Below are 23,460 nucleotides of genomic sequence, written 5' to 3'. Positions count from 1 at the left end.
CGGTACCAGGTTGTGTCCGGCGTGCTTGCCGGAGCATTCAGCGCTGCGGGTCGCGCCGGGGTTTGTCGTCGCTGCCGGCAGCGTGGGCCTCATCCGCCGCACGCTGTGCCGGGTCGCGATCATCGAATTTTAGCGCAGCCGAGTTGATGCAATAGCGCAGGCCGGTCGGCGCGGGGCCATCCTCGAAGACATGGCCGAGATGGCTGCCGCATTCCTTGCAGCGAACCTCCACCCGCGTCATGCCGTGGCTGTGGTCGACGTGCTCGGCAATCACCTCACCGTTGATGGCGCGGAAATAGCTGGGCCAGCCGCAGCCGGCATCGAACTTGGTGGCGGATTCGAACAGCGGCGTGCCGCAGCCCACGCAGTGGTAGATGCCGTTGTCCCAGTGGTCCCAGTAGCGGCCGGTGAACGGGCGCTCGGTGGCGGCCTCGCGGGTCACGCGGTATTCGATGTCTGAGAGTTGTTCACGCCACTCGGCGTCGGTCTTGGTGGTGGTCATGGTCTTGTCCTCGCAGGGCTTCCTCGGCTGGGTTCCTCAGTTAAGGCATTGGTCGTGCAAACTGCGCGAACCTTACACCGGCTGGGGCCGGCGTGCAGGGCGCGGATGACATGGCGTCACGACGAGCAACTGACCTCCAGGCCGGAGGCCCAGTCCGGCGGCAGCGCCGCGTAGTGCTCTGCTTCCGGCTGCTCGTCGAAGGGGCGCGACAGCACTGCCAGCAGGCGGTCCACTTCGGTGAAGTCCTTCTCGCGTGCGCGCCGGATCGCGGTTTCGGCCAGGTGGTTGCGCAGCACGTACTTGGGGTTGACTGCCAGCATTTCCAGTTCGCGCGCGGCGTCGTGCGACTGCTCGGCGCGCAGGCGCGCGCGATAGTCGGCCACCCATGCGTCGAAGGCGGCGCGGTCCAGGAACAGGTCGCGCACCGGCGCGTCGCGCGAGGCATCGGCGGACGAAATGCCGCACAGCTTGCGCCAGAACAGCGTGTAGTCCACGCGCTGGCCGTGCAGCAGCTGGAACAGGCTGGTCAGCAGCGGCTCATCGCTCTTGTCATCGCCGCCGGCGGGCGGGCGCAGGCCCAGCTTGGCACGGTAGTGGCGGAAGAATGCCGCGGCATAGCGGTCGCGGAACGGGTCCAGCGCCGCGCGCGCGGCTTCCACGGCGGCGTCGCGCGCGCCTTCCTGGTCGGCATCCTCTGGCGGCAGCCACAGCGGCAGCAGCGCCTGCGCCAGGCAGTGCAGGTTCCAGAATGCCACCTGCGGCTGCTGGCTGTAGGCGTAGCGGCCCTGCGTGTCGGAGTGGTTGCAGATATGGTTGGCGTCGAACGCGTCCAGGAAGCCAAATGGACCGTAGTCGATGGTCAGGCCCAGGATCGACATATTGTCGGTGTTCATCACCCCGTGGCAGAAGCCCACTGCCTGCCAGTGCGCGATCAGGTCGGCGGTGCGCAGCGAGACCTCGCGCAGCAGCGCCTGGTAGGGCTGGGTGTCGTCGCGGCAGGCGGGCATGAAGTTGTCGATGACGAAATCCGCCAGCTTGCGCAGCGCGGCGACGTCGTCGTGCGCGGCGAAATGCTCGAAGTGCCCGAAGCGGATAAAGGTCGGCGACAGCCTGGTCACCACCGCGGAGGTTTCGATGGTCTCGCGCCGCACCGGCGCGTCCGAGCCCATGATAGACAGCGCACGCGTGGTCGGCACGCCCAGTGCGGCCATGGCTTCGGAGCAGAGGTACTCGCGGATCGATGAGCGCAGCACCGCCCGGCCATCGGCCATGCGCGAGTAGGGCGTCAGGCCCGCGCCCTTGAGCTGGATTTCCCACGGGCCGGTGGCGGTCTCGGCCTGCGCCAGGCGGATGGCGCGGCCGTCGCCGAGCTGGCCAGCCCAGACCCCGAACTGGTGCCCGGAATAGACCGTGGCGAGCGGGTCGGCCCAGTCCGGCACCTGGTTGCCGATAAAGGTCTCGATGAAGTCCTGCTGGCTGCCGATGCCGGCATCCCAGCCGAGCAGGGCCGCAGCGGCCGGCGCCACCCCCACCAGGTAGGGTGCTGGCAGCGGCGTCGGGCGCAGCCGCGTGAAGAACTGCGCGCCGAGTTCGGCGAAGCCGGGCGCGGTGCGCCAGGGCGCGGACAGCGTTGCCGGCGTGGCTGCGTCGGAGGGCTGCGGAGCTTGTGACTGGGGCGTGTCTGGCATCGCGTAGGGGCGCCTCGGGGCGCAAGGGGCGGTGCGAATTCCGTGCGCTCGTCGATGTGCGGCGAACCGCGTAAAAAGCGGTGCAGCGCGGCATGCCGGGGGCACGAAAATGCGGTGGTGGCTAGGGAAAACGACATGTTGAGGTGCAACATGCCACGCAGTATTGTACGTCCTCAACGGCACTCGACCGCTCGACCGAGTTAATGCCGCCATGCACCGCACGGTTATTTTCCTCCTTCAGTGCGCACATGAATCCGGTGCATGGGCTTTTCGCAGAATTGCGGCCCCGAATTCGATGGCAATACCGGCGGCAACCCCGACGGCAATACACAACGACAGTACAGCAGTGCACAACGAGATCGGCCGGACGCCGATTTGGTGCATGGAAACGACCGCCAAAAAATAGTACGGTTGTTCGTTTTCAGGCGAACTAGACAAGACTTTCAGGAGGCAGGTTCATGGCATTGATGGGTCAAATGATGAGCGCGCCGCTGCTCATTTCCTCCATCATCAAACACGCCGCGCGTTATTACGGCAGCACCGAGATCGTCTCGCGGCGCACGGAGGGCGACCTGCATCGCTACACGTACCGCGATTGCGAACTGCGCGCCCGCAAGCTGGCGCAGGCGCTCGGCGCACTGGGCGTGAAGCGGGGCGAGCGCGTCGGCACGCTGGCCTGGAACGGCTACCGCCACCTCGAGATCTACTACGGCGTGTCCGGCATGGGCGCCGTCTGCCATACCATCAACCCGCGCCTGTTCCCCGAGCAGATCGCCTATATCGTCAACCACGCGGAAGACGGCTATATCTTCTTCGACCTGACCTTCCTGCCGCTGGTGGAAGGCGTGGCGCCGCATTGCCCCAACGTCAAGGGCTGGGTGGCGATGACCGACCGCGCGCATATGCCGGCCGAATCGAAGGTGCCGCTGCTGTGCTACGAGGAACTGGTCGACACGCAGGACGGCAACTACGAATGGCCGCAGTTCGACGAGAACCTGGCGTCGAGCCTGTGCTACACCTCGGGCACCACCGGCAACCCCAAGGGCGCGCTGTACTCGCACCGCTCGACGGTGCTGCACTCGTACGCGTCGGCACTGCCCGACGCGCTGGGCTGCTCCGCCAGCGACGTGATCCTGCCCGTGGTGCCGATGTTCCACGTCAATGCCTGGGGCCTGCCGTACTCGGTGCCGCTGGTCGGCGCCAAGCTGGTGCTGCCCGGTGCCAAGCTGGACGGGGCCTCGATCTATGAACTGTTCGAGCAGGAGAAGGTGACCTTCTCCGCCGGCGTGCCGACGGTGTGGCTCGGCCTGCTCCAGCACGTGCAGTCGAACCAGCTCAAGTTCTCCAGCTTCCGCCGCACCGTGATCGGCGGCTCGGCCGCGCCGCCGGCGATGATCCGCGCACTCGAGGCGCTGGATGTGGAGGTGATCCACGCCTGGGGCATGACCGAGATGTCGCCCCTGGGCACGTCGTGCAAGCTGCTGGCCAGGCACCAGGACCTGTCCGACGCCGAGCGCCACAAGATCCAGGAAAAGCAGGGCCGCGTGATCTTCGGCGTCGACATGAAGATCGTCGATGGCGACGGCAACGAGCTGCCGTGGGACGGCAAGGCCTTCGGCGACCTGATGGTGCGCGGGCCGTGGATCATCGACCGCTACTTCCGCAACGATGACAACCCGCTGGCCGACGGCTGGTTCCCGACCGGCGACGTCGCCACCATCGACGCCGACGGCTTCATGCAGATCACCGACCGCAGCAAGGACGTGATCAAGTCCGGCGGCGAATGGATCTCGTCGATCGATATCGAGAACGTCGCCGCCGCGCACCCCGCGGTGCATATGGCGGCCTGCATCTCGGCCTACCACCCCAAGTGGGATGAACGCCCGCTGCTGGTGGTGGTGAAGAAGCCCGGCGCCGAAGTCACCCGCGAAGAACTGCTGCAGTTCTTCGAAGGCAAGGTCGCCAAGTGGTGGATCCCGGACGACGTGGCCTTTGTCACCGAGATCCCGCTGACCGCCACCGGCAAGATGCAGAAGCTCAAGCTGCGCGAGCAGTTCAAGGACTACAAGCTGCCGACCGCCTGACGCCGGCACGCGCTTTCCGGTGCGCCATGCCTGCTTGCGGCATGGCGTGTTCGGGGCCGGCTGCACGGCGTGGCATGGAGGACGCCGCGCAGCCAGCCAAATTCGACGACAAGCCAACGACAAGAGTGAAGGAGACAGGTATGACCAAAATGCGTCCGCTGGTGGCCGGTGTGGCCGTGTTTGCCGCACTGGGTTCTGCGCTGGTTTCAGGTACCGCACTCGCGGATACGGTGAAGATCGCCTTCATTGACCCGCTCTCGGGGCTGATGGCTCCCGTTGGGCAGAACCAGCTCAAGAGCTGGCAGTATGTCGCCGACATCGCCAACCAGAAGAACTGGGCCGGCGCGCACAAGTTCGAGGTGGTGGGTTTCGACAACAAGCTGTCGCCGCAGGAAAGCCTGACCATCCTCAAGCAGGCGGTCGACCAGGGCATCCGCTATATCGTGCAGGGCAACGGCTCGTCGGTCGGGCTGGCGCTGCAGGACGCGGTGGCCAAGCACAACGAGCGCAACCCGGGCAAGGAAATCGTCTACCTGAACTACGCCGCGGTGGACCCGGACATGACCAATGCCAAATGCAACTACTGGCATTTCCGTCTCGACGCCAACTCGGACATGAAGATGGAGGCGCTGACCACCTTCCTGGCCAAGGATCCGAACGTCAAGAAGGTCTACCTGATCAACCAGAACTACTCGTTCGGCCACCAGGTGGCGCGCGCCGCCAAGGACTACCTCAAGCGCAAGCGCCCGGACATCCAGATCGTCGGTGAAGACCTGCACCCGCTGGCGCAGGTCAAGGACTTTGCCCCGTACGCGGCCAAGATCAAGGCCTCTGGCGCCGATACCGTGATCACCGGCAACTGGGGCAGCGACCTGGCGCTGCTGATCAAGGCGGGCAAGGATGCCGGCCTGACCGCCAACTACTACACCTACTACGCCGGCACCACCGGCGTGCCCACGGCGATGGGCGCCACCGGCGCCGAGCACGTCAAGTATGTCGGCTACTACAACCCCAACAACAAGGGGTTCAAGGGGGCTGATGTCATCGAGGGCTTCAAGAAGAAGTACAACGACGACTTCTACGTGATGGCCTCCTACACCGGCATTGCCATGCTGGCCAAGGCCTTCAAGGACACCGGCTCGACCGATCCGACCAAGGTTGCCAAGGCGCTCGAGGGCATCAAGGTCGACAGCATGAACGGCACGGTCGAGATGCGCAACTCGGACCACCAGGCGCAGCAGTCGCTGGTGGTCGCCACCTGGACCAAGGTGGACGGCAAGGAAATCAAGTACGACCAGGAAAACACCGGCTACGGCTGGAAGACCAACGCGCTGATGGACCAGTACGTGTCGGCGCAGCCGACCTCCTGCCAGATGAAGCGGCCGGGCTGATCCTGTCCGTGACGGGCCGGCCACGCTGACAAAGTGGCCGCCCGATCCTGCATACTTTCAGTCTTTTTCGGTCGATACCGGGGAGCGTCCGGGGCGGGCATCCGCCCCCGGAGGGCGACGCTCACCCTCAATCCAACCGGACGGACGCCGGCATGCCCACGCATGGCGGCGCCAGCTTGAAGGACACGCTGTGGAATTCTTCGTCATCTCACTGCTGAACGGCATCAGCTACGGGCTGCTGCTGTTCATGCTGTCATCGGGCCTTACGCTGATCTTCAGCATGATGGGCGTGCTCAACTTTGCCCATGCCAGCTTCTACATGCTGGGCGCCTACTTTGCCTACACCATCGCCAGCAAGGTCGGGTTCTGGCCGGCGCTGATCTTCGCGCCGCTGCTGGTGGCCGGCGCGGGCGCGCTGGTGGAGCGCTTCGGCCTGCGCACGGTGCACAAGTACGGCCACGTGGCCGAACTGCTGTTCACCTTCGGCCTGGCCTACCTGATGGAAGAGGGCGTCAAGCTGGTGTGGGGCCTGGCGGCGGTGCCGTACCGGATTCCCGCGGAGCTGGACGGGCCGCTGTTCACGGTGTTCACCTCGTCCTTCCCCAAGTACCGCGCCTTCATGATGCTGGTGTCGCTGGGCATGCTGGTGGCGATCTACCTGGTGCTGACGCGTACCCGCATCGGGCTGGTGATCCAGGCCGCGCTGACGCACCCGGAAATGGTCGAGGCGCTGGGCCACAACGTGCCGCGCGTGTTCATGATGGTGTTTGGCGGCGGCGCCGCGCTGGCCGGGCTGGCGGGAGTGATCGGCGGCAATGCCTTCGTCACCGAGCCGTCGATGGCCGCGGCGGTCGGGTCGATCGTGTTCGTGGTGGCGGTGGTGGGCGGCATGGGATCGCTGGTGGGCGCCTTCATTGCGTCGATCCTGATCGGCGTGCTGCAGACCTTCGCGGTCACCATCGACGCCTCGCTGGCGGGCCTGATGACCAGCCTGGGGCTGGCCGTCAGCGAGGCCACGCCGTTCTATTCCTTGTGGAAGCTCACGGTGGCCCAGGTGGCGCCGGTGCTGCCGTACCTGCTGCTGGTGGTGATGCTGATCTTCCGCCCGCGTGGACTGATGGGAACCCGGGAGAGCTGACGCCATGGAGCAAGCGATGCAACAACCCCGCGAGCCGGTGGTGACCGGCCGCACCCTGCGCTACCGCCCGCTGAACCTGGCGCGCTGGATCATCTGGAGCCTGACCGTGCTGGTCATGCTGGTGCTGCCGCTGATCTTCACCGGGGGCTTCGCCATCACGCTGATGTCGCAGATGGGCATCATGATCATTTTTGCGCTGTCGTACAACATGCTGCTCGGGCAGACCGGCATGCTGTCGTTCGGCCACGCGGTCTACTCCGGCCTGGGCGCGTTTATCGCCGTGCATGTGCTGAACATGGTCGGGGCGGGCAAGGTCTGGCTGCCGGTGTCGATGCTGCCGCTGGTGGGCGGCGTGGCCGGCGCCTTCTTCGGCGTGATCTTCGGCTACGTCACCACCAAGAAGTCCGGCACCACCTTTGCCATGATTACCATGGGCATCGGCGAGATGGTGTTCGCCAGCTCGCTGATGTTCCCGGAGTTCTTCGGCGGCGAGGGCGGCATCTCCACCAACCGCGTGGTCGGCGACCCGTTCCTGGGCATCACCTTCGGGCCCGGGCGCCAGGTCTACTACCTGATCGCGGCGTGGTGCCTGCTGTCGATGGTGGCGATGTACGCCTGGACGCAGACGCCGCTGGGCCGCATCGCCAACGCCGTGCGCGACAACCCCGAGCGGGTCGAGTTCATCGGCTACAACACCCAGCGCGTGCGCTACCTGGTGCTGATCCTGTCGGCATTCTTCGCCGGTATCGCCGGGGCGCTGGGCGCCATCAACTTCGAGATCGTCTCGGCCGAGAACGTCAGCGCGGTGCGCTCCGGCGGCGTGCTGCTGGCGGTGTTCATCGGCGGCGCGGGCGTGTTCTTCGGGCCCATCATCGGCGCGGTGGTGTTCGTGCTGTTCGCGGTGGCGCTGTCGGACCTGACCAAGGCCTGGCTGCTGTACCTGGGCCTGTTCTTCGTGCTGATGGTGATGTTCGTGCCGGGCGGGCTGGCCAGCCTGCTGCTGATGCAGGTGCCGCTGCTGGGCAAGGGCAAGCTGGGCCGCATGCTGCCGTCCTATGCGCGTGCCGGCGGCGCCGGGGTGGTGCTGCTGCTGGCCATGATCCTGACGGTCGAGCTGGTCTACAAGGTCCAGGTCGACAGCGCCAACGGCACCACGATGTCGCTGTTCGGCGTCGGCTTCGATGCCGCGAGCTGGGCGCCATGGCTGGTGGCGGCCGCGCTGTGGGCGGCTGGCCTGTTCGCGTGGCGCCTGGCGGCGGCGCGGGTGCGCAGCGCGTGGGACAAGGTACAGATGGAAATCGCAGGAGGCAGGGCATGACAGCGGCACTGGAACTGACCGATGTACGCAAGAAGTTCGGCCAGACGGAGATCATCCGCGGCGTGAACCTGAGCATCCCGAAGGGTGAGCGCCATGCGCTGATCGGGCCGAACGGGGCGGGCAAGTCGACCACCTTCAACCTGATCTCGGGGCGCTTTGCGCCGACCAGCGGCACGGTGCGCCTGAACGGCGCGGAGATCGGCGGGCTGCAGCCCTTCGTGATCAACCGCATGGGGCTGTCGCGCAGCTTCCAGATCACCAACATCTTCCATCGGCTGTCGGTGTTCGAGAACCTGCGCTGCGCGGTGCTGTGGTCGCTCGGCTACAAGTATTCGTTCTGGCACCGGCTCAAGGGCCTGCGCGACACGCGCGAGCGCGCGGAGGAGGTGCTGGAGCTGATTGGCATGCAGCACCGCCGCGACAGCCAGGCGGGCCTGCTGACCTATGCCGAGCAGCGCGCGCTGGAGATCGGCATCACCATCGCCGGCGGCGCCGAGGTGATCTTGCTGGACGAGCCCACCGCGGGCATGAGCCGCTCCGAATCCGATCACGCGGTGGAGCTGATCCGCAAGGTCACCGTCGGCAAGACGCTGGTGATGGTGGAGCACGACATGAGCGTGGTGTTCGGCCTGGCCGACCGCATCTCTGTGCTGGTCTACGGCGAAGTGATTGCCACGGATACCCCGCAAGCCATCCGCAACAACCGCAAGGTCAAGGAAGCCTACCTGGGCACAACCCTCGACGAGGAAGCCACCGAAGGAGCGCACTGATGGGCAAGCGCATGCTGAACGTCCAGGGCCTGCACGCCTACTACGGCAAGAGCCACATCCTCCACGGCGTGGACGCGCATATCGGCGAAGGCGAGATCGTCGCGCTGCTGGGCCGCAACGGGGTGGGGCGCTCGACCATGGCCAAGGCCATCCTCGGCATGGTCAAGGCCGAGGGCTCGGTGCGGTTTCGCGACGAAGAGATCCTGGGGCGGCGCACCTTCGAGATCGCGCACCTCGGGATTGGCTATGTGCCGGAGAACCGGGACATCTTTCCGACGCTGACGGTGCGGCAGAACCTGCTGCTGGGGGAGAAGCGCAACCCGAGGCAGGCCAGGCCGCGATGGACCGTCGAGGACATGTTCAACATGTTCCCGCGGCTGAAGGAGCGCGAGAACACCTCGGCCGGCGTGCTCTCCGGCGGCGAGCAGCAGATGCTGACGTTGTGCCGCACGCTGATGGGCGACCCCGACCTGGTGCTGATCGACGAACCCACCGAAGGCCTGGCGCCGATGATCGTGGCCTTGGTCGGGGACTACCTGAAGACGCTGAAGGAGCGGGGTATTTCCGTGCTGCTGATCGAGCAGAAGCTGGCGATTGCGCTGGATATTTCCCAGCGCGTCTACGTGATGGGGCACGGGCATATCGTGTTCGAAGGCACGCCCGCGGAGCTGAAGGCCAACTCGCAGGTGAGAAAGGAGTGGCTGGAGGTTTGATCCGGCGCTCGCCGTGGATATGCGCCGGGTCTGCCTCGACCCGGCGCCAAGGCCCCGCCGCACCCTGCGGCACAGCTTCAGCCGGGCTGAAACATCAGAAAAATCAATGGTTTGTCAGCCCCTGGCAGTGACGGGAAATCCCCGCCGCGCGGGCACTCCTACAGGCGCCAGGCGCGCCCGCTGCTGCTAAGTAGACTAGTCAACAAGCTGCCGCGTATTACCGAAAAATGACTATATTGTCACGAAAAAAGTGGCATATGCAGCCATTTCTGCCATTTCCGACCGTATATTCGATATTTTAGTGATTGAATAGGAATGATTCTTGTTTGTGTTTTGATTTCGGCCATCTTATAATCGCCCGCCGTTATGGATGACATGAATCAAAGCTTTCACGCTGCCTGAGCCCTGTCTTCATGACCACGCACAGATCGAGTCAAGAAAACTACAAAGCAACAAAGGGAAGGTAGATCGTGAAACAACAACAGGACACGTTCCGGCTGAATCCGCTTGCCGGGGCGCTGGCCGGCGCCGTGGCAGTGTTTGCCATGCAGGGCGCTGCGGCACAGGAGAGCCAGCCTGCCGCCGCGGCCAGTGCCGACACCAAGCCCGTGACGCTGCAAAGCGTGACGGTGACAGGAGCGAAGGATGATGGTTACAAGGTGGACGAGGCCCAGTCGGCCAAGTTCACCGCGCCGTTGCTGGATACCCCCAAGTCCGTCACGGTGGTGCCGGCACAGGTGGTGCAGCAGACCGGTTCCAACTCGCTGCAGGACGCGCTGCGCACCACGCCGGGCATCACCTTCGGCGCCGGCGAAGGCGGCAACCCGATCGGCGACCGTCCGTTCATCCGCGGCTTCGACTCGATGTCGAGCATCTATGTCGACGGCGTGCGCGACACCGCTTCGCAGACCCGCGACACCTTCAATATCGAAAGCATCGAAGTCATCAAGGGCCCGAGCTCGGCCTTTGGCGGCAAGGGCTCGGCCGGCGGCATGATCAACATCGTGTCGAAGCTGCCGACCAGCGAGAACTTCGTGCAGGGCTCGGTGGGCGTGGGCACGGACTCGTATTTCCGCGCCACGGCAGACGGCAACTACGTGCTCAACGACAATACTGCCGTGCGCCTGAATGCGCTGGGGTATACCGCCAACGTGCCCGGCCGCGACGAGGTCGACCAGAACTCCTGGGGCTTCGCGCCGTCCGTGACCTTTGGCCTGAACTCACCCACGCAGGTCACGCTGTCGTACTACCACCTGCAGGGCAACGGCATGCCGGACTACAGCATTCCGTATTCCCGCCCCGCCAGCCAGTCGAGCAAGGCCAACCCGTCGCAGCCGGCCAGTGTCGACCGCAACAATTTCTACGGCCTGACCAATCGCGATTTCCAGAAGACGCAGTCCGATATCGCCACGGCCACGGTCAAGCATGACTTCCGCAACGGCCTGGTGTTCAGCAACACCACTCGCTGGGGCCGCGCGACCAACGACTACATCGTCACCAACCCTGACGACAGCAAGGGCAACGTGCCGCGCGGCTTTGTCTGGCGCAACACCAAGAGCCGCGATTCGGCGACCGAGACGCTGACCAACCAGACCGACCTGAGCGCCAAGTTCGACACCGGCAGCCTCAAGCACACCGTGCTGTTCGGCTTTGAGTTCAGCCGCGACGATACCGATAACACCCCGTACAACGTGGTCTCGGCCAACCGGGCGGCGGCAGCGGGCATCTGCAACGCGTCGCTGGTGGCCAGCTTCGACTGCGCGCCGCTGGCCAACCCGAACCCGAACGACCCGTGGCGCGGCAGCATCAGCAAGATGCCGGTCACTACCACCACGACCACCAACACGCAGTCGGTCTACCTGTTCGACACGGTGGAGATCACCAAGCAGTGGCTGGTCAACGGCGGCATCCGCTACGACAACTACGACACGCACGCTTTCGCCAACGCGTACACCAACCCGAACACCGGCGCGGCCGTGGCGCAGCTGGATGTCCGCAACAAGTCGCACTTCTTCAACTACCAGGCTGGCGTGGTGTACAAGCCGGTGGAGAACGCCAGCATCTACGTGTCGTACGGCACCTCGTCGACGCCGCCGGGTTCGACCAACGGCGACGGCGCCGACAATATCACCGCGGCGCAGCGCAACCTGGAGCCGGAGACCTCGCGTTCGGTGGAAATCGGCACCAAGTGGGACCTGCTGGCCCGCCGCCTGTCGCTGACCGGTGCGATCTTCCAGATCGAGAAGAACAACGCGCGGGTCGCGGTTGACGCCAACACCACGATCAATGCCGGCAAGCAGCGCGTGAAGGGCTTCGAACTGGGCTTTGCCGGCAACCTGACCGACAAGTGGGGCGTGTTCGGCGGCTATACCTACCTGAACAGCGAGCTGATCGACAACGGTCCGCAGGCAGTCAACGCGGCCAACAACGGCAACCAGTTCCCCAATACGCCGAAGAACAGCTTCAGCCTGTGGACCACCTACCAGGTGCTGCCGGCGCTGACGGTGGGCGCGGGTGCGTATTATGTCGACAAGGTCTATGCCAACCCGGCCAACTCGCTGTATGTGCCGTCGTACTGGCGCTTTGACCTGATGGGCGCCTACAAGGTGAACAAGAACCTGTCGCTGCAGCTCAATATCCAGAACCTGTTCGACAAGACGTACTACACCAAGGCGCACAACCACTACGGCGCACTGGGCGCAGGGCGCTTTGGCATGCTGACGGCGAACTTCAGGTTCTGATTGCTACTGCGGCCGGAGTTCGACAACCACGGCCTGCGCAAGCTGTGTGTTCCCTCTCCCGCTTGCGGGAGAGGGTCGGGGCGAGGGCGGGGCGCCCCGGCGAAGTCATTCCGGTGACATGCCAGCGCCGGCCCTCACTCCCTGCCCGTCACCCGCAAGCGGTAGACGGGAGCGATCCGGTGGCTTCGGCAAGTCAAACGGCATATCGTCGTAATCAATCAGCCGCGACTTCTTCACGGCCCGGTATCCCCACCACAGCGCCAGGAACGCCGGCACGCCGATATAGGTCGCCACGATCTCCGGCCACCGGTTCGGAATATCCGCAAACGCCTGGTAGTTCTGCCCGGCCACGATCACCACGCACAGCACCACGGTAAAGATGGGGCCGAAGGGATAGAGCGGCGAGCGGTAGGCCAGCATGCCCACGTCATAGCCCTGGTGCACCAGCCCGCGACGGAAGCGGTAATGGCTGATGGCAATGCCCAGCCAGGCAAAGAAGCCGGTCATGGCCGAGGTGTTGAGCAGCCACAGGTAGACCGCCTTGTCCCCGAACAGCGAACTGAAGAAGCACAGCGCGCCCACGGCGGTGGTGGCCAGCAGCGCGTTGAACGGCACGCCGCTCACGGTCAGCTTGCCGAACGCGCGCGGCGCGCGGCCGCTGACGGCCAGGCCGTAGAGGATCCGGGTCGATACATACATGCTGGAGGTGCCGGCCGAGAGCAGCGCGGTCAGCACCACCGCGTTCATCAGTCCCGCGGCAAAGGCCAGGCCGGCGTGGCGGAACACCAGTGCGAACGGGCTCACGCCCACGTCGGTGACGTCGTTGCGCAGCAGGCTGGGATCGGTATAGGGAATCAGCACCCCGATGATCAGGATCGCGACCACATAGAACAGCAGGATGCGCCAGAAGGTCTGCCGGATCGCGCGCGGGATGGTCCTGGCCGGGTTCTCCGCCTCGCCGGCGGCCACGCCCACCGTTTCCGTGCCCTGGAAGGAGAAGCCCGCGATCATCGCCACGCCGATCATGGCCGGGATGCCGCCGACAAAGGGCGCGTCGCCCATGGTGAAGTTGTGCCAGCCGGACTGCGGGCCGCCTTTCATGATGCCGAAGATCATCAGCAGGCCCGCGCCGAGGAACACGATCACGGTCACCACCTTGATCAGCGCGAACCAGTACTCGGCCTCGCCGAAGCCGCGCACCGAGAACGCATTGAGCCCGAACATCAGCAGCAGGAACGCGGCGCTCCAGACCACGCCGGGCATTTCGGGGAACCAGTACTGCATCACCAGCTGCGCCGCGGTCAGTTCCACGGCGATGGTCACCGCCAGGCTGAACCAGTAGTTCCAGCCCAGCGCGAAGCCGAAGCCTTCGTCGACATAGAGCGCGCTGTAGGTGACGAAGGAGCCGGCCACCGGCATATGCACCGCCAGCTCGCCCAGGCTGGTCATCAGGCAATAGACCATCAGCCCGAGCAGCATATACATGAGCAGCGCGCCGCCGGGGCCGGCCTGCGCGATCGAGGCGCCCGAGGCCACGAACAGCCCGGTGCCGACTGCGCCGCCGATGGCAATCATGCTCAGGTGGCGGGCCTTGAGCCTGCGCTTGAGGTGGTCGTGCTCGACCACCGGGTGCTGGTGCTCGTGGGCGTGGGAGTGTGAGGGGGAAGACATCAGGGTCGCTGGACCTTCCGCCGATCCGGCATCTTGTGGAACCCGGACGGCAAAAAACGAAAAGCCGCGAGTTTACAGGGTCGGCCAGCGCGATTTGTCCGTGTCGGACAAATAAAGTCCGATACTGGTTTAGAGGCGGCACTCAGTCGCAGTCGGCAAGTGCTTTATCCGCCATGGCAGGGCGATTTGGCACCGGGTTAGGCGCCCCCGCCATGCATCGCGGTCAGGGGCGGCATTCGCGCCGCGCATGTCGCCGGAAAAGTCCGAAAATTGAAATTGAACGACCGTGCTATTTTGTGTATGCTTGTTTCGCCCAAGCGCCGGAAGGCGTTGCGGGACGCGGGAAAGCGGCAGGTCGGGCGGAGGGTTTACCCGCTCATGACGGCCGCCTCCCGCAGCAGTCGTCGGCCGCCGCCGGCCGCGCCGTGCAGTAAAAAATGAATTCGAGAATTCGAATCCCGAGACAACTTTTGACACCAAAGGAACCAGCATGACAGCGCAGTATCAGGTTCAGGACGGCGTAGCCGTCATCACGCTCGACAATCCCCCTGTCAACGGCCTGGGTCACAGCACCCGGCTTGGCATCGTCGAAGGCATGACCCGTGCGCTGGACGATGCCGCCGTCAAGGCCATCGTCATCACCGGCGCTGGCAAGGCTTTCTCGGGCGGCGCCGACATCCGTGAATTCAATACGCCCAAGGCCATGCAGGAGCCGACGCTGCACTCGGTGATCCGCGTGCTAGAAGGCTCGTCCAAGCCGGTGGTGGCCGCCGTGCACTCGGTCGCCATGGGTGGCGGCCTGGAGCTGGCGCTGGGCTGCAACTACCGCGTGGCGTCCAAGGGCGCCCAGATCGCGCTGCCGGAAGTGAAGCTGGGCCTGCTGCCGGGCGCCGGCGGCACGCAGCGCCTGCCGCGCGTGATCGGCCTGGAGGCCGCGGCCAACATGATCGTGTCGGGCACCCCGGTGCTGTCCGAGAAGTTTGCCGGCACCAAGCTGTTCGATGAAATCGTCGACGGTGACGTGCTGCCCGCCGCGGTCAAGTTCGCGCAGAACGTTGGCGCCGCCACCGGCCCGCACCCGAAGGTGCGCGACCTGAAGGTGCGCCACGAGAACCCCGAAGGCTACCTGGGCTTTGCCCGCAACACCGTGGCCGCGATGGCCAAGAACTTCCCGGCGCCGCTGAAGTGCCTGGAAGCGGTGGCCGGCTCGCTCAAGCCGTTCGAACAGGGCCTGAAGCAAGAGCGCGAGGGCTTCCTCTACCTGGTCACCACGCCGGAATCGCGCGCGCTGCGCCACGCCTTCTTTGGCGAGCGTGCCGCCAGCAAGATCCCCGATGTGCCCGAAGGCACGCCGACCCGCAAGATCGAGAAGGTCGCCGTGATCGGCGCCGGCACCATGGGCGGCGGCATCAGCATGAACTTCCTCAATGCGGGCATCCCGGTCACCATCCTGGAAACCAAGCAGGAAGCGCTCGACCGCGGCGTCGGCATCATCCGCAAGAACTACGAGAACAGCGCCAAGAAGGGCAAGCTCACGCAAGAGAAGGTCGAGCAGCGCATGGGCCTGCTGACCACCACGCTGTCCTATGACGACCTCAAGGACGCCGACCTGATCATCGAGGCCGTGTTCGAAGAGATGGGCGTCAAGGAGACCGTGTTCAAGAAGCTGGATGAAGTCGCCAAGCAGGGCGCGATCCTGGCCTCGAACACCTCGACGCTCGACGTCAACAAGATCGCCTCGTTCACCAGGCGTCCGCAGGACGTGGTCGGCATGCACTTCTTCAGCCCGGCCAATGTGATGAAGCTGCTGGAAGTGGTGCGTGGCGAGAAGACCGGCAAGGACGTGCTGGCCACGGTCATGCAGGTCGGCAAGAAGATCAAGAAGACCGCGGTGGTGTCGGGCGTTTGCGACGGCTTTATCGGCAACCGCATGATCGAGCAGTACAGCCGCCAGGCTGGCTACCTGCTGGACGAAGGCGCGCTGCCGGAGCAGGTCGACAAGGCCATCGAGAAGTTCGGCTTTGCCATGGGCCCGTTCCGCATGGGCGACCTGGCCGGCAACGACATCGGCTGGGCCATCCGCAAGCGCCGCGCGGTGGACAAGCCGGACATCCAGTATTCCAAGACCGCCGACCTGCTGTGCGAGATGGGCCGCTTCGGCCAGAAGACCGGCGCGGGCTGGTACGACTACAAGGCGGGCGACCGCAAGCCGTACCCGAACCAGCAGGTCAACGACATGATCGTGCAGCACTCGAAGGACCTGGGCATCACGCGCCGCAAGATCTCTGACGAAGAGATCGTCGAGCGCCTGGTGTTCGCGCTGGTCAACGAAGGCGCCAGGATCCTGGAAGAAGGCATTGCTTCCAAGGCCTCGGATATCGACATGGTGTACCTGACCGGCTACGGCTTCCCGCTGTTCCGCGGCGGCCCGATGCTGTACGCGGACCAGGTCGGCCTGTACAACGTGGCGCTGTCGATGAAGCGCTACGCCAAGGGCTACCACGGTGAAGCGTGGCAGGTCGCGCCGCTGCTGCAGAAGCTGGCGGACGAAGGCAAGGGCTTCAACGGTTAATACCGCCACACGGTTCAGCCTGGAGCTGAGATGAACACCACCATCGGACCGGACGATTGCCTGCTGGTGATCGACGTGCAGAACGACTTCATGCCGGGCGGCGCGCTTGCCGTGCCCCACGGCGATGAAGTGGTGCCCGTCGTCAACCGGCTGGCGCGTGCGTTCGGTCATGTGGTGCTGACGCAGGACTGGCATCCCGTCAGCCACGTCTCGTTCGCGGCCAACCATGCGGGCACGCAGCCGTTCCAGACGCTGACGCTGCCGTATGGAGAGCAGGTGCTGTGGCCGGTGCACTGCGTGCAGGACACGCCCGGCGCTGCGCTGCATGCGGGCCTGCACGTGCCGCATGCGCGGCTGGTGATCCGCAAGGGTCACCATGCCGACGTGGACAGCTACTCCGCTTTCCTGGAAGCGGACCGCACCACGCGCACCGGGCTGGCCGGCTACCTGCGCGAGCATGGCGTCAAGCGCGTGTTCTGCGCGGGTCTGGCGACGGACTATTGCGTGGCCTGGAGCGCGCTCGATGCGCGCGCCGCGGGCTTTGCAGCCGCGGTGATCGAGGATGCGTGCCGTGCCATCGACCTGGACGGGTCGCTGGCCAGGGCATGGCAGGACCTCGGCGCCGCCGGCGTTGTGCGTGTCACGTCCGCTGAACTGCTCAAGGGCCAGGGCTGAACCGAACCACCGAACTGAACGACACAAGAGATTCCGAGGAGCAAGACATGAACGAAGCAGTCATCGTATCCACCGCGCGGACCCCGCTGGCCAAGAGCTGGAAGGGCGCCTTCAACATGACCCACGGCGCCACGCTGGGTGGCCATGCCGTCCAGCACGCCATTGCCCGCGCCAAGATCGAGGCCGCCGAAGTGGAAGACGTGCTGATGGGCTGTGCCAACCCGGAAGGTGCCACCGGCGCCAACATCGCACGCCAGATCGCACTGCGCGCCGGCTGCCCGGTGACCGTGCCCGGCGCCACCGTCAACCGCTTCTGCTCGTCCGGCCTGCAGACCATCGCCATGGCCGCGCAGCGCGTGATCGCCGATGAGGGCGACATCTTCGTCGCCGGCGGCGTGGAAAGCATCTCGTGCGTGCAGCAGGAGATGAACCGCCATATGGTCCAGGAAAGCTGGCTGCTGAAGAACAAGCCGGAAATCTACTGGAACATGCTGCAGACCGCCGAGAACGTGGCCAAGCGCTACAACATCGCGAAGGAGCGCCAGGACGAGTACGGCGTGCGCAGCCAGCAACGCGCCGCCGCCGGGCAGGAAGCCGGCAAGTTCAAGGACGAGATCGTGCCGATGACGGTGCTGGCCGGCGTGGCCGACAAGTCCACCGGCCAGCTGGTGACCAAGGAAGTCACCATCTCCGCCGACGAAGGCATCCGCGCCGACACCACCCTGGAAGGCGTGGCCAAGATCCGCAGCGCCGTGCCGGGTGGCGTGATCACCGCCGGCAATGCCTCGCAGTTCTCGGACGGCGCTTCGGCTGCCGTGGTGATGAACGCACGCGTGGCCGAGGCCCGCGGCCTGCAGCCGCTGGGCGTGTTCCGCGGCTTTGCGGTGGCTGGCTGCGAGCCGGACGAGATGGGCATCGGCCCGGTCTTTGCCGTGCCCAAGCTGCTGAAGAAGGCTGGCCTGAAGGTCGACGACATCGGCCTGTGGGAGCTGAACGAAGCCTTCGCGGTGCAGGTGCTGTACTGCGCCGATACGCTGGGCATCCCGATGGACCGCCTCAACGTCAACGGCGGCGCCATCGCCGTGGGCCACCCCTACGGTGTCTCGGGCGCGCGCCTGGTCGGCCATGCGCTGATCGAAGGCAAGCGCCGCGGCGTCAAGTACGTGGTCGTGACCATGTGCATCGGCGGCGGCCAGGGCGCAGCCGGCCTCTTCGAAGTGCTCTGATGTCCGCTGCGGGCACCGGGCAGGCCAGGCCTGCCGACATGCTCGCCTGGGGCCGGGAGGTGCTGGCCAGCCAGCCTTTCTCGGTCCTGGTCGGCACCGAGCTGGCGGCGCTGTCATCGGGCAAGGCCGAGTTGCGATTGCCGATCCGCCAGGATCTGCGGCAGCAGCATGGCTTCCTGCACGGCGGCGTGGTCAGCTACCTGGCCGACAACGCGCTGACCTATGCGGGCGGTGCGGCCATGGCGGTGCCGGTGGTGACATCCGAGTACAAGATCAACTACGTGCGCCCGGCGATCGGCGAGATGCTGGTCGCCCGCGCCGAATGCGTCAGCGCCGGCCGCCAGCAGGCGGTGGTGCGCTGCGATGTGTTCGTCGTCAAGGATGGCGAGGAGAAGCTCTGCGCGGTCGCGCAGGGAACGATCGCGCGCCTTGGCGAAGGCGCCTGAGCGGCAGGCAGGGAAGGGCGCGGCAGCGCCCTTTTTTGACCGCGCCCGGCGCCTTCCACGCTGGCAAAAAGAATTCGCGGCACGCCACGCAGTGCGCCGCATGGAGACACCATGTCGATGATCCTTTCCCGCCGCGACCTGAATTTCGTGCTGTACGAATGGCTCAAGGTCGACGAGCTCACGCGCATCCCGCGCTATGCCGACCACTCGCGCGAGACCTTCGACGCCGCGCTGGACACCTGCGAGAAAATCGCCACCGACCTGTTCGCGCCGCACAACAAGAAGAACGACCAGCAGGAACCGCATTTCGACGGCGAGACCGTCAGCATCATCCCCGAGGTCAGCACCGCGCTGAAGGCCTTCTGCGAGGCCGGCCTGATGGCCGCCGGCCAGGACTATGAACTGGGCGGCATGCAGCTGCCGGTGGTGGTCGAGAAGGCCGGCTTTGCCTACTTCAAGGGTGCCAACGTCGGTACCAGTTCGTACCCGTTCCTGACCATCGGCAACGCCAACCTGCTGCTCGCGCACGGCACGCCGGCGCAGGTCGAGACCTTCGTCAAGCCGGAGATGGAAGGGCGCTTCTTCGGCACCATGTGCCTGTCCGAGCCGCAGGCGGGCTCGTCGCTGTCGGACATCACCACGCGCGCCGAGTACGAGGGCGAATCGCCGCTGGGCGCGCAGTACCGGCTGCGCGGCAACAAGATGTGGATCTCTGCCGGCGAGCACGAGCTGTCGGAAAATATCGTCCACCTGGTGCTGGCCAAGATCCCCGGCCCGGACGGCAAGCTGATCCCGGGCGTGAAGGGCATCTCGCTCTTCATCGTGCCCAAGTACCTGGTCAATGAAGACGGCTCGCTGGGCGAGCACAACGACGTGGTGCTGGCCGGCCTGAACCACAAGATGGGCTACCGCGGCACCACCAACTGCCTGCTCAACTTCGGCGAAGGCATGAAGTACCAGCCGGGCGGCAAGGCCGGTGCGATCGGCTACCTGGTGGGCGAGCCGCACAAGGGCCTGGCCTGCATGTTCCACATGATGAACGAGGCGCGCATCGGCGTGGGCCTGGGCGCGGTGATGCTGGGCTATACCGGCTACCTGCACGCACTGGACTACGCGCGCAACCGCCCGCAAGGCCGCGCGGTCGGCCCCGGCGGCAAGGATGCGGCCAGCCCGCAGGTGAAGCTGGTCGAGCACGCCGATATCCGCCGCATGCTGCTGGCGCAGAAGAGCTATGTCGAAGGCGGCCTGGCGCTGAACCTCTATTGCGCGCGCCTGGTCGACGAGGAAGAGGCCGCTGCGGCCGCCGGCGACGAAGCCGCGCATGCGCGCCTGGCGCTGTTGCTCGATATCCTGACCCCGATCGCCAAGAGCTGGCCGTCGCAATGGTGCCTGGAGGCCAACAACCTGGCGATCCAGGTGCATGGCGGCTACGGCTACACGCGCGAATACAACGTCGAGCAGTTCTACCGCGACAACCGCCTCAACCCGATCCACGAAGGCACGCACGGCATCCAGGGCCTGGACCTGCTGGGCCGCAAGGTGGTGATGAAGGACGGCGCCGCCTTCAAGCTGCTGGGCGAGCGCGTGCAGGACACCATCGCCCGCGCGCTCGCCGCCGGCAATGCCGAGTTGTCGCAGCAGGCAGGCGCCCTCGGCGCCGCCACCAAGCGCCTGGCCGAGGTCACGCAGGCGCTGTGGAGCGCGGGCGACCCCAACGTGACGCTGGCCAATGCCTCGGTCTACCTGGAGGCCTTCGGGCACGTGGTGGTGGCGTGGATCTGGCTGGAACAGGCACTGCTGGCGCAAGCCGCGCTGCCGCGCGCGAACGGCAAGGAAGACGAGGACTTCTACCGCGGCAAGCTGGCCGCGGCGGCCTACTTCTTCCGCTGGGAGCTGCCCAAGGCCGGCCCGCAGCTGGCGCTGCTTGAATCGCTCGACCGCACCACGCTCGACATGCAGGACGCGTGGTTCTGAGCGGCGCTTGCCCATCCCCGAACACTACAGAACGAAGGAAGACAATATGCGTACCATCCAGCAACTGTTTGACCTGAAAGGCAAGACCGCGCTGATCACCGGCGGCTCGCGCGGGCTTGGCCTGCAGATTGCCGAGGCGCTGGGCGAGCAGGGCGCGCGCCTGGTGCTGTCGGCGCGCAAGGCCGACGAGCTGCAGGCGGCGCAGGCGCACCTGAAGTCGCTCGGCATCGAGGCCGACTGGATCGCCGCCGACGGCTCGCAGGAGTCGGAGGTCGCGCGCCTGGCGGACGAAGCCATCGCCAGACTGGGCCACGTCGACATCCTGGTCAACAACGCCGGCGCCACCTGGGGCGCCCCGGCCGAAGACCATCCGGTCGAAGCCTGGGACAAGGTGATGAACCTGAACATCCGCGGCCTGTTCCTGCTGAGCCAGCGCATCGGCAAGCTGTCGATGATCCCGCGCCGCTACGGCCGCATCATCAACGTGGCGTCGATCGCAGGCCTGGCCGGCAACCCGCCGGGCAGCATGGAGACCATTGCCTACAACACCTCCAAGGGTGCGGTGGTCAATTTCACGCGCACGCTGGCGGCCGAGTGGGGCGAGCACAACATCACCGTCAACGCGCTGGCGCCGGGCTTCTTCCCGTCGAAGATGACCAAGGGCTCGCTCGAGCGCATGGGCGTTGAGGCGATGTGCGCCGGCGTGCCGCTGCATCGCCTGGGCGACGATGAAGACCTGAAGGGCGCCGCGCTGCTGTTTGCCAGCGACGCCGGCAAGCACATCACCGGCCAGATCCTGGCGGTGGACGGCGGCGTCAGCGCGGTCTGAGCCGGGCAGGGCGCATTCCGGGCAAGCCGCACCGTGCGGCTTGGCGGAATCCCGGATTGCCCTCAAACTTGGGGCCGGCGCGAGGCCTCGGCCTCGCCGGCACCTAATTCTCGGACTCGCAATTGCCATGAACCAGTTCAAAGGCCCCCTGACCCACATCCCCTTCCTTGCCGACCTCGGCGTGACCTGCAGCCTCGCCGAAGGCGGCCGCAGCGAGATCGCGCTGCCGATCGAGAAGCGCCACCAGAACAGCTGGGACATGGCCCACGGCGGCGTGATCATGACGCTGCTCGACGTGGCCATGGCGGTGGCCGGCCGCAGCAGCGACGCGGACGGCCGGGGCGTGGTCACGATCGAGATGAAGACCAGCTTCATGGCGCCGGGGCGCGGCGCGCTGACCGCGCGCGGCACTACCGTGCACCGCACCACCACCATGGTGTTCTGCGAAGGCGAGATCGTCGATGCCGACGGCAAGACCGTGGCGCGCGGCTCGGGCACCTTCAAGTACATCCGGCGCATGCCGCCGCAGCGCCCGGGTGAAACCGATACCGGTGCCGACGGCTGAGCGCCGGCGCCGATGCAGCAGACGGGGCAGCGCGGCTGTCCCTCCCGACGCAGTATTCAAGCCGTTCCAGTTTCCTACTGAAAGGAATCGACCATGTCCAAAACGTTCAAGCGCATCGTCCTGGCCTCGCGTCCCGAAGGCGCGGTGACGCCGGCCAATTTCCGCCTGGAAGAAGTGCCCGTGCCGCAGATCGCCGACGGCCAGGTGCTGGTGCGCAACCACTACCTGTCGCTGGACCCGTACATGCGCGGCCGCATGAACGACAGCAAGTCCTATGCCGCGCCGCAGCCGCTCGATGAGGTCATGATCGGCGGCACCGTGGGCGAAGTGGTGGAAAGCAGGAACAGCAAGTTCAAGCCGGGCGACAAGGTGGTCGGCATGTTCGGCTGGCAGGAGATGGGCGTCAGCGACGGCACCGGCCTGCAGCCGGTCGACACCACGCATATCCCGCTGTCGGCCTACCTCGGTTCGGTCGGCATGCCGGGAGTGACCGCCTGGTATGGCCTGAACAAGATCATCCTGCCCAAGCCGGGCAAGACCATCGCGGTCAGCGCGGCCTCCGGCGCGGTGGGCAGCGTGGTCGGGCAGCTGGCCAAGCTGGCCGGCTGCCGCGCGGTCGGCTTTGCCGGCGGCAAGGACAAGTGCGACTACGTGGTCAATGAGCTGGGCTTCGATGCCTGCATCGACTACAAGGCGGCCAAGGATCCCAAGGAGCTCTACAAGATGCTCAAGGAAGCCACCCCGGACGGCATCGACGGCTATTTCGAGAATGTCGGCGGCGATATCCTGGACGCCGTGCTGACGCGCATGAACGCCTTCGGCCGCATTGCCATGTGCGGCATGATCGCGGGCTATGACGGCCAGCCGCTGCCGCTGAAGAACCCGCAGCTGATCCTGGTGTCGCGCCTGACCATCGAAGGCTTTATCGTCTCCGAGCATATGGAAGTCTGGCCGCAGGCGCTGAAGGAACTGGGCACCGCCGTCGCCCAGGGCAAGCTCAAGTTCCGCGAGAGCATTGCCGAAGGCCTGGCCAGCGCGCCCGAAGCCTTTATCGGCCTGCTCAAGGGCAAGAACTTCGGCAAGCAGCTGGTCAAGCTGGTCTGACCGGCGCATGCAGGGCCGCGGCGCGCCTGCCGGGCGCGCCGCGGGCAACGGAT

18 protein-coding genes are annotated in these 23,460 nt (G+C 65.8%); 15 read left to right on the top strand and 3 right to left on the bottom strand.

Annotated elements, in window-relative coordinates; all coding sequences use genetic code 11:
* Window positions 1-37 precede the first annotated feature (37 nt).
* Together msrB and AC3WLE_RS21130 are read right to left on the bottom strand one after the other, a co-directional pair.
* On the bottom strand, window positions 38-502 hold the full coding sequence (gene msrB, locus AC3WLE_RS21135) for a peptide-methionine (R)-S-oxide reductase MsrB (protein ID WP_035820225.1): 465 nt from the start codon (window positions 500-502) through the stop codon (window positions 38-40).
* 116 nt (window positions 503-618) lie between these two features.
* A complete protein-coding gene (locus tag AC3WLE_RS21130; RefSeq protein ID WP_492352359.1) occupies window positions 619-2,190 on the bottom strand; it encodes a protein adenylyltransferase SelO in 1,572 nt (523 codons plus the stop codon).
* A 458-nt stretch (window positions 2,191-2,648) separates the two neighbouring features.
* On the opposite strand from AC3WLE_RS21130, the gene AC3WLE_RS21125 reads away from it, so the two are divergent.
* The 7 genes from AC3WLE_RS21125 (at window position 2,649) to AC3WLE_RS21095 (ending at window position 12,345) form a co-directional block, all read left to right on the top strand.
* Window positions 2,649-4,274, top strand: a complete 1,626-nt coding sequence (locus tag AC3WLE_RS21125; RefSeq protein WP_492356299.1) for a 3-(methylthio)propionyl-CoA ligase — start codon at window positions 2,649-2,651, stop codon at window positions 4,272-4,274.
* A gap of 140 nt (window positions 4,275-4,414) precedes the next feature.
* Window positions 4,415-5,665 carry a branched-chain amino acid ABC transporter substrate-binding protein gene (locus AC3WLE_RS21120; protein ID WP_492320156.1) on the top strand — a complete coding sequence of 417 codons (1,251 nt, stop codon included), beginning with the start codon at window positions 4,415-4,417 and terminating at the stop codon, window positions 5,663-5,665.
* Between the two features lie 190 nt (window positions 5,666-5,855).
* Window positions 5,856-6,803 carry a branched-chain amino acid ABC transporter permease gene (locus AC3WLE_RS21115; protein ID WP_010810051.1) on the top strand — a complete coding sequence of 316 codons (948 nt, stop codon included), beginning with the start codon at window positions 5,856-5,858 and terminating at the stop codon, window positions 6,801-6,803.
* A gap of 4 nt (window positions 6,804-6,807) precedes the next feature.
* Window positions 6,808-8,121 (top strand): branched-chain amino acid ABC transporter permease, encoded by a 1,314-nt coding sequence (locus AC3WLE_RS21110; RefSeq protein WP_492320157.1) that lies wholly within the window; start codon window positions 6,808-6,810, stop codon window positions 8,119-8,121.
* A complete protein-coding gene (locus AC3WLE_RS21105; protein WP_013956531.1) occupies window positions 8,118-8,891 on the top strand; it encodes an ABC transporter ATP-binding protein in 774 nt (257 codons plus the stop codon). The genes AC3WLE_RS21110 and AC3WLE_RS21105 overlap by 4 nt, the downstream gene beginning before the upstream one ends.
* On the top strand, window positions 8,891-9,604 hold the full coding sequence (locus AC3WLE_RS21100; RefSeq protein ID WP_492320158.1) for an ABC transporter ATP-binding protein: 714 nt from the start codon (window positions 8,891-8,893) through the stop codon (window positions 9,602-9,604). The genes AC3WLE_RS21105 and AC3WLE_RS21100 overlap by 1 nt, the downstream gene beginning before the upstream one ends.
* Before the next feature lie 470 nt (window positions 9,605-10,074).
* Entirely contained in the window at window positions 10,075-12,345 is a 2,271-nt protein-coding gene (locus AC3WLE_RS21095; protein ID WP_492356298.1) for a TonB-dependent receptor, read from the top strand.
* 105 nt (window positions 12,346-12,450) lie between these two features.
* On the opposite strand, the gene AC3WLE_RS21090 is transcribed toward AC3WLE_RS21095, so the two are convergent.
* Window positions 12,451-14,016 (bottom strand): amino acid permease, encoded by a 1,566-nt coding sequence (locus AC3WLE_RS21090; RefSeq protein ID WP_492356297.1) that lies wholly within the window; start codon window positions 14,014-14,016, stop codon window positions 12,451-12,453.
* Window positions 14,017-14,506: 490 nt separating this feature from the next.
* Between AC3WLE_RS21090 and AC3WLE_RS21085 the strand changes: the two genes are divergently transcribed.
* The 8 genes from AC3WLE_RS21085 to AC3WLE_RS21050 all read left to right on the top strand — a co-directional run bounded on the left by AC3WLE_RS21085 (window position 14,507) and on the right by AC3WLE_RS21050 (window position 23,407).
* The gene (locus tag AC3WLE_RS21085) at window positions 14,507-16,588 is read left to right on the top strand and encodes a 3-hydroxyacyl-CoA dehydrogenase NAD-binding domain-containing protein (protein ID WP_492320161.1); all 2,082 of its coding nucleotides are present in this window, start codon (window positions 14,507-14,509) and stop codon (window positions 16,586-16,588) included.
* Window positions 16,589-16,618: 30 nt separating this feature from the next.
* A complete protein-coding gene (gene pncA / locus AC3WLE_RS21080) occupies window positions 16,619-17,263 on the top strand; it encodes a bifunctional nicotinamidase/pyrazinamidase (RefSeq protein WP_492356296.1) in 645 nt (214 codons plus the stop codon).
* A 47-nt stretch (window positions 17,264-17,310) separates the two neighbouring features.
* Window positions 17,311-18,489, top strand: coding sequence for an acetyl-CoA C-acyltransferase (locus AC3WLE_RS21075; RefSeq protein WP_492320163.1), 1,179 nt, complete (start codon window positions 17,311-17,313; stop codon window positions 18,487-18,489).
* Window positions 18,489-18,935 carry a PaaI family thioesterase gene (locus AC3WLE_RS21070; protein ID WP_492320164.1) on the top strand — a complete coding sequence of 149 codons (447 nt, stop codon included), beginning with the start codon at window positions 18,489-18,491 and terminating at the stop codon, window positions 18,933-18,935. Before AC3WLE_RS21075 ends, AC3WLE_RS21070 begins: the two co-directional genes overlap by 1 nt.
* Before the next feature lie 111 nt (window positions 18,936-19,046).
* Window positions 19,047-20,909: an acyl-CoA dehydrogenase gene (locus AC3WLE_RS21065; protein ID WP_492356295.1), complete on the top strand. Its 1,863-nt coding sequence runs from the start codon at window positions 19,047-19,049 to the stop codon at window positions 20,907-20,909.
* 46 nt (window positions 20,910-20,955) lie between these two features.
* The gene (locus tag AC3WLE_RS21060) at window positions 20,956-21,738 is read left to right on the top strand and encodes an SDR family oxidoreductase (RefSeq protein WP_492320166.1); all 783 of its coding nucleotides are present in this window, start codon (window positions 20,956-20,958) and stop codon (window positions 21,736-21,738) included.
* A 127-nt stretch (window positions 21,739-21,865) separates the two neighbouring features.
* Entirely contained in the window at window positions 21,866-22,303 is a 438-nt protein-coding gene (locus AC3WLE_RS21055) for a PaaI family thioesterase (protein ID WP_492320167.1), read from the top strand.
* Between the two features lie 93 nt (window positions 22,304-22,396).
* On the top strand, window positions 22,397-23,407 hold the full coding sequence (locus AC3WLE_RS21050) for an NADP-dependent oxidoreductase (RefSeq protein WP_011615136.1): 1,011 nt from the start codon (window positions 22,397-22,399) through the stop codon (window positions 23,405-23,407).
* The last annotated feature ends 53 nt before the right edge of the window (window positions 23,408-23,460 follow it).

The sequence above is a fragment of the Cupriavidus sp. FW306-1B-F12B genome (genome assembly GCF_058781795.1).
The sequence above is the reverse complement of the archived record's forward strand: the minus strand, read 5'-3'. Positions and strand labels throughout refer to the sequence as shown.

Coding starts and splice junctions, on each gene's coding strand:
- AC3WLE_RS21090 (WP_492356297.1), bottom strand. CDS start 14,016: ATGTCTTCCCCCTCACACTCCCACGCCCACGAGCACCAGCACCCGGTG.
- AC3WLE_RS21120 (WP_492320156.1), top strand. CDS start 4,415: ATGACCAAAATGCGTCCGCTGGTGGCCGGTGTGGCCGTGTTTGCCGCA.
- AC3WLE_RS21125 (WP_492356299.1), top strand. CDS start 2,649: ATGGCATTGATGGGTCAAATGATGAGCGCGCCGCTGCTCATTTCCTCC.
- AC3WLE_RS21100 (WP_492320158.1), top strand. CDS start 8,891: ATGGGCAAGCGCATGCTGAACGTCCAGGGCCTGCACGCCTACTACGGC.
- AC3WLE_RS21050 (WP_011615136.1), top strand. CDS start 22,397: ATGTCCAAAACGTTCAAGCGCATCGTCCTGGCCTCGCGTCCCGAAGGC.
- msrB (WP_035820225.1), bottom strand. CDS start 502: ATGACCACCACCAAGACCGACGCCGAGTGGCGTGAACAACTCTCAGAC.
- AC3WLE_RS21070 (WP_492320164.1), top strand. CDS start 18,489: ATGTCCGCTGCGGGCACCGGGCAGGCCAGGCCTGCCGACATGCTCGCC.
- AC3WLE_RS21065 (WP_492356295.1), top strand. CDS start 19,047: ATGTCGATGATCCTTTCCCGCCGCGACCTGAATTTCGTGCTGTACGAA.
- AC3WLE_RS21110 (WP_492320157.1), top strand. CDS start 6,808: ATGGAGCAAGCGATGCAACAACCCCGCGAGCCGGTGGTGACCGGCCGC.
- AC3WLE_RS21105 (WP_013956531.1), top strand. CDS start 8,118: ATGACAGCGGCACTGGAACTGACCGATGTACGCAAGAAGTTCGGCCAG.
- AC3WLE_RS21060 (WP_492320166.1), top strand. CDS start 20,956: ATGCGTACCATCCAGCAACTGTTTGACCTGAAAGGCAAGACCGCGCTG.
- AC3WLE_RS21075 (WP_492320163.1), top strand. CDS start 17,311: ATGAACGAAGCAGTCATCGTATCCACCGCGCGGACCCCGCTGGCCAAG.
- AC3WLE_RS21130 (WP_492352359.1), bottom strand. CDS start 2,190: ATGCCAGACACGCCCCAGTCACAAGCTCCGCAGCCCTCCGACGCAGCC.
- AC3WLE_RS21085 (WP_492320161.1), top strand. CDS start 14,507: ATGACAGCGCAGTATCAGGTTCAGGACGGCGTAGCCGTCATCACGCTC.
- pncA (WP_492356296.1), top strand. CDS start 16,619: ATGAACACCACCATCGGACCGGACGATTGCCTGCTGGTGATCGACGTG.
- AC3WLE_RS21055 (WP_492320167.1), top strand. CDS start 21,866: ATGAACCAGTTCAAAGGCCCCCTGACCCACATCCCCTTCCTTGCCGAC.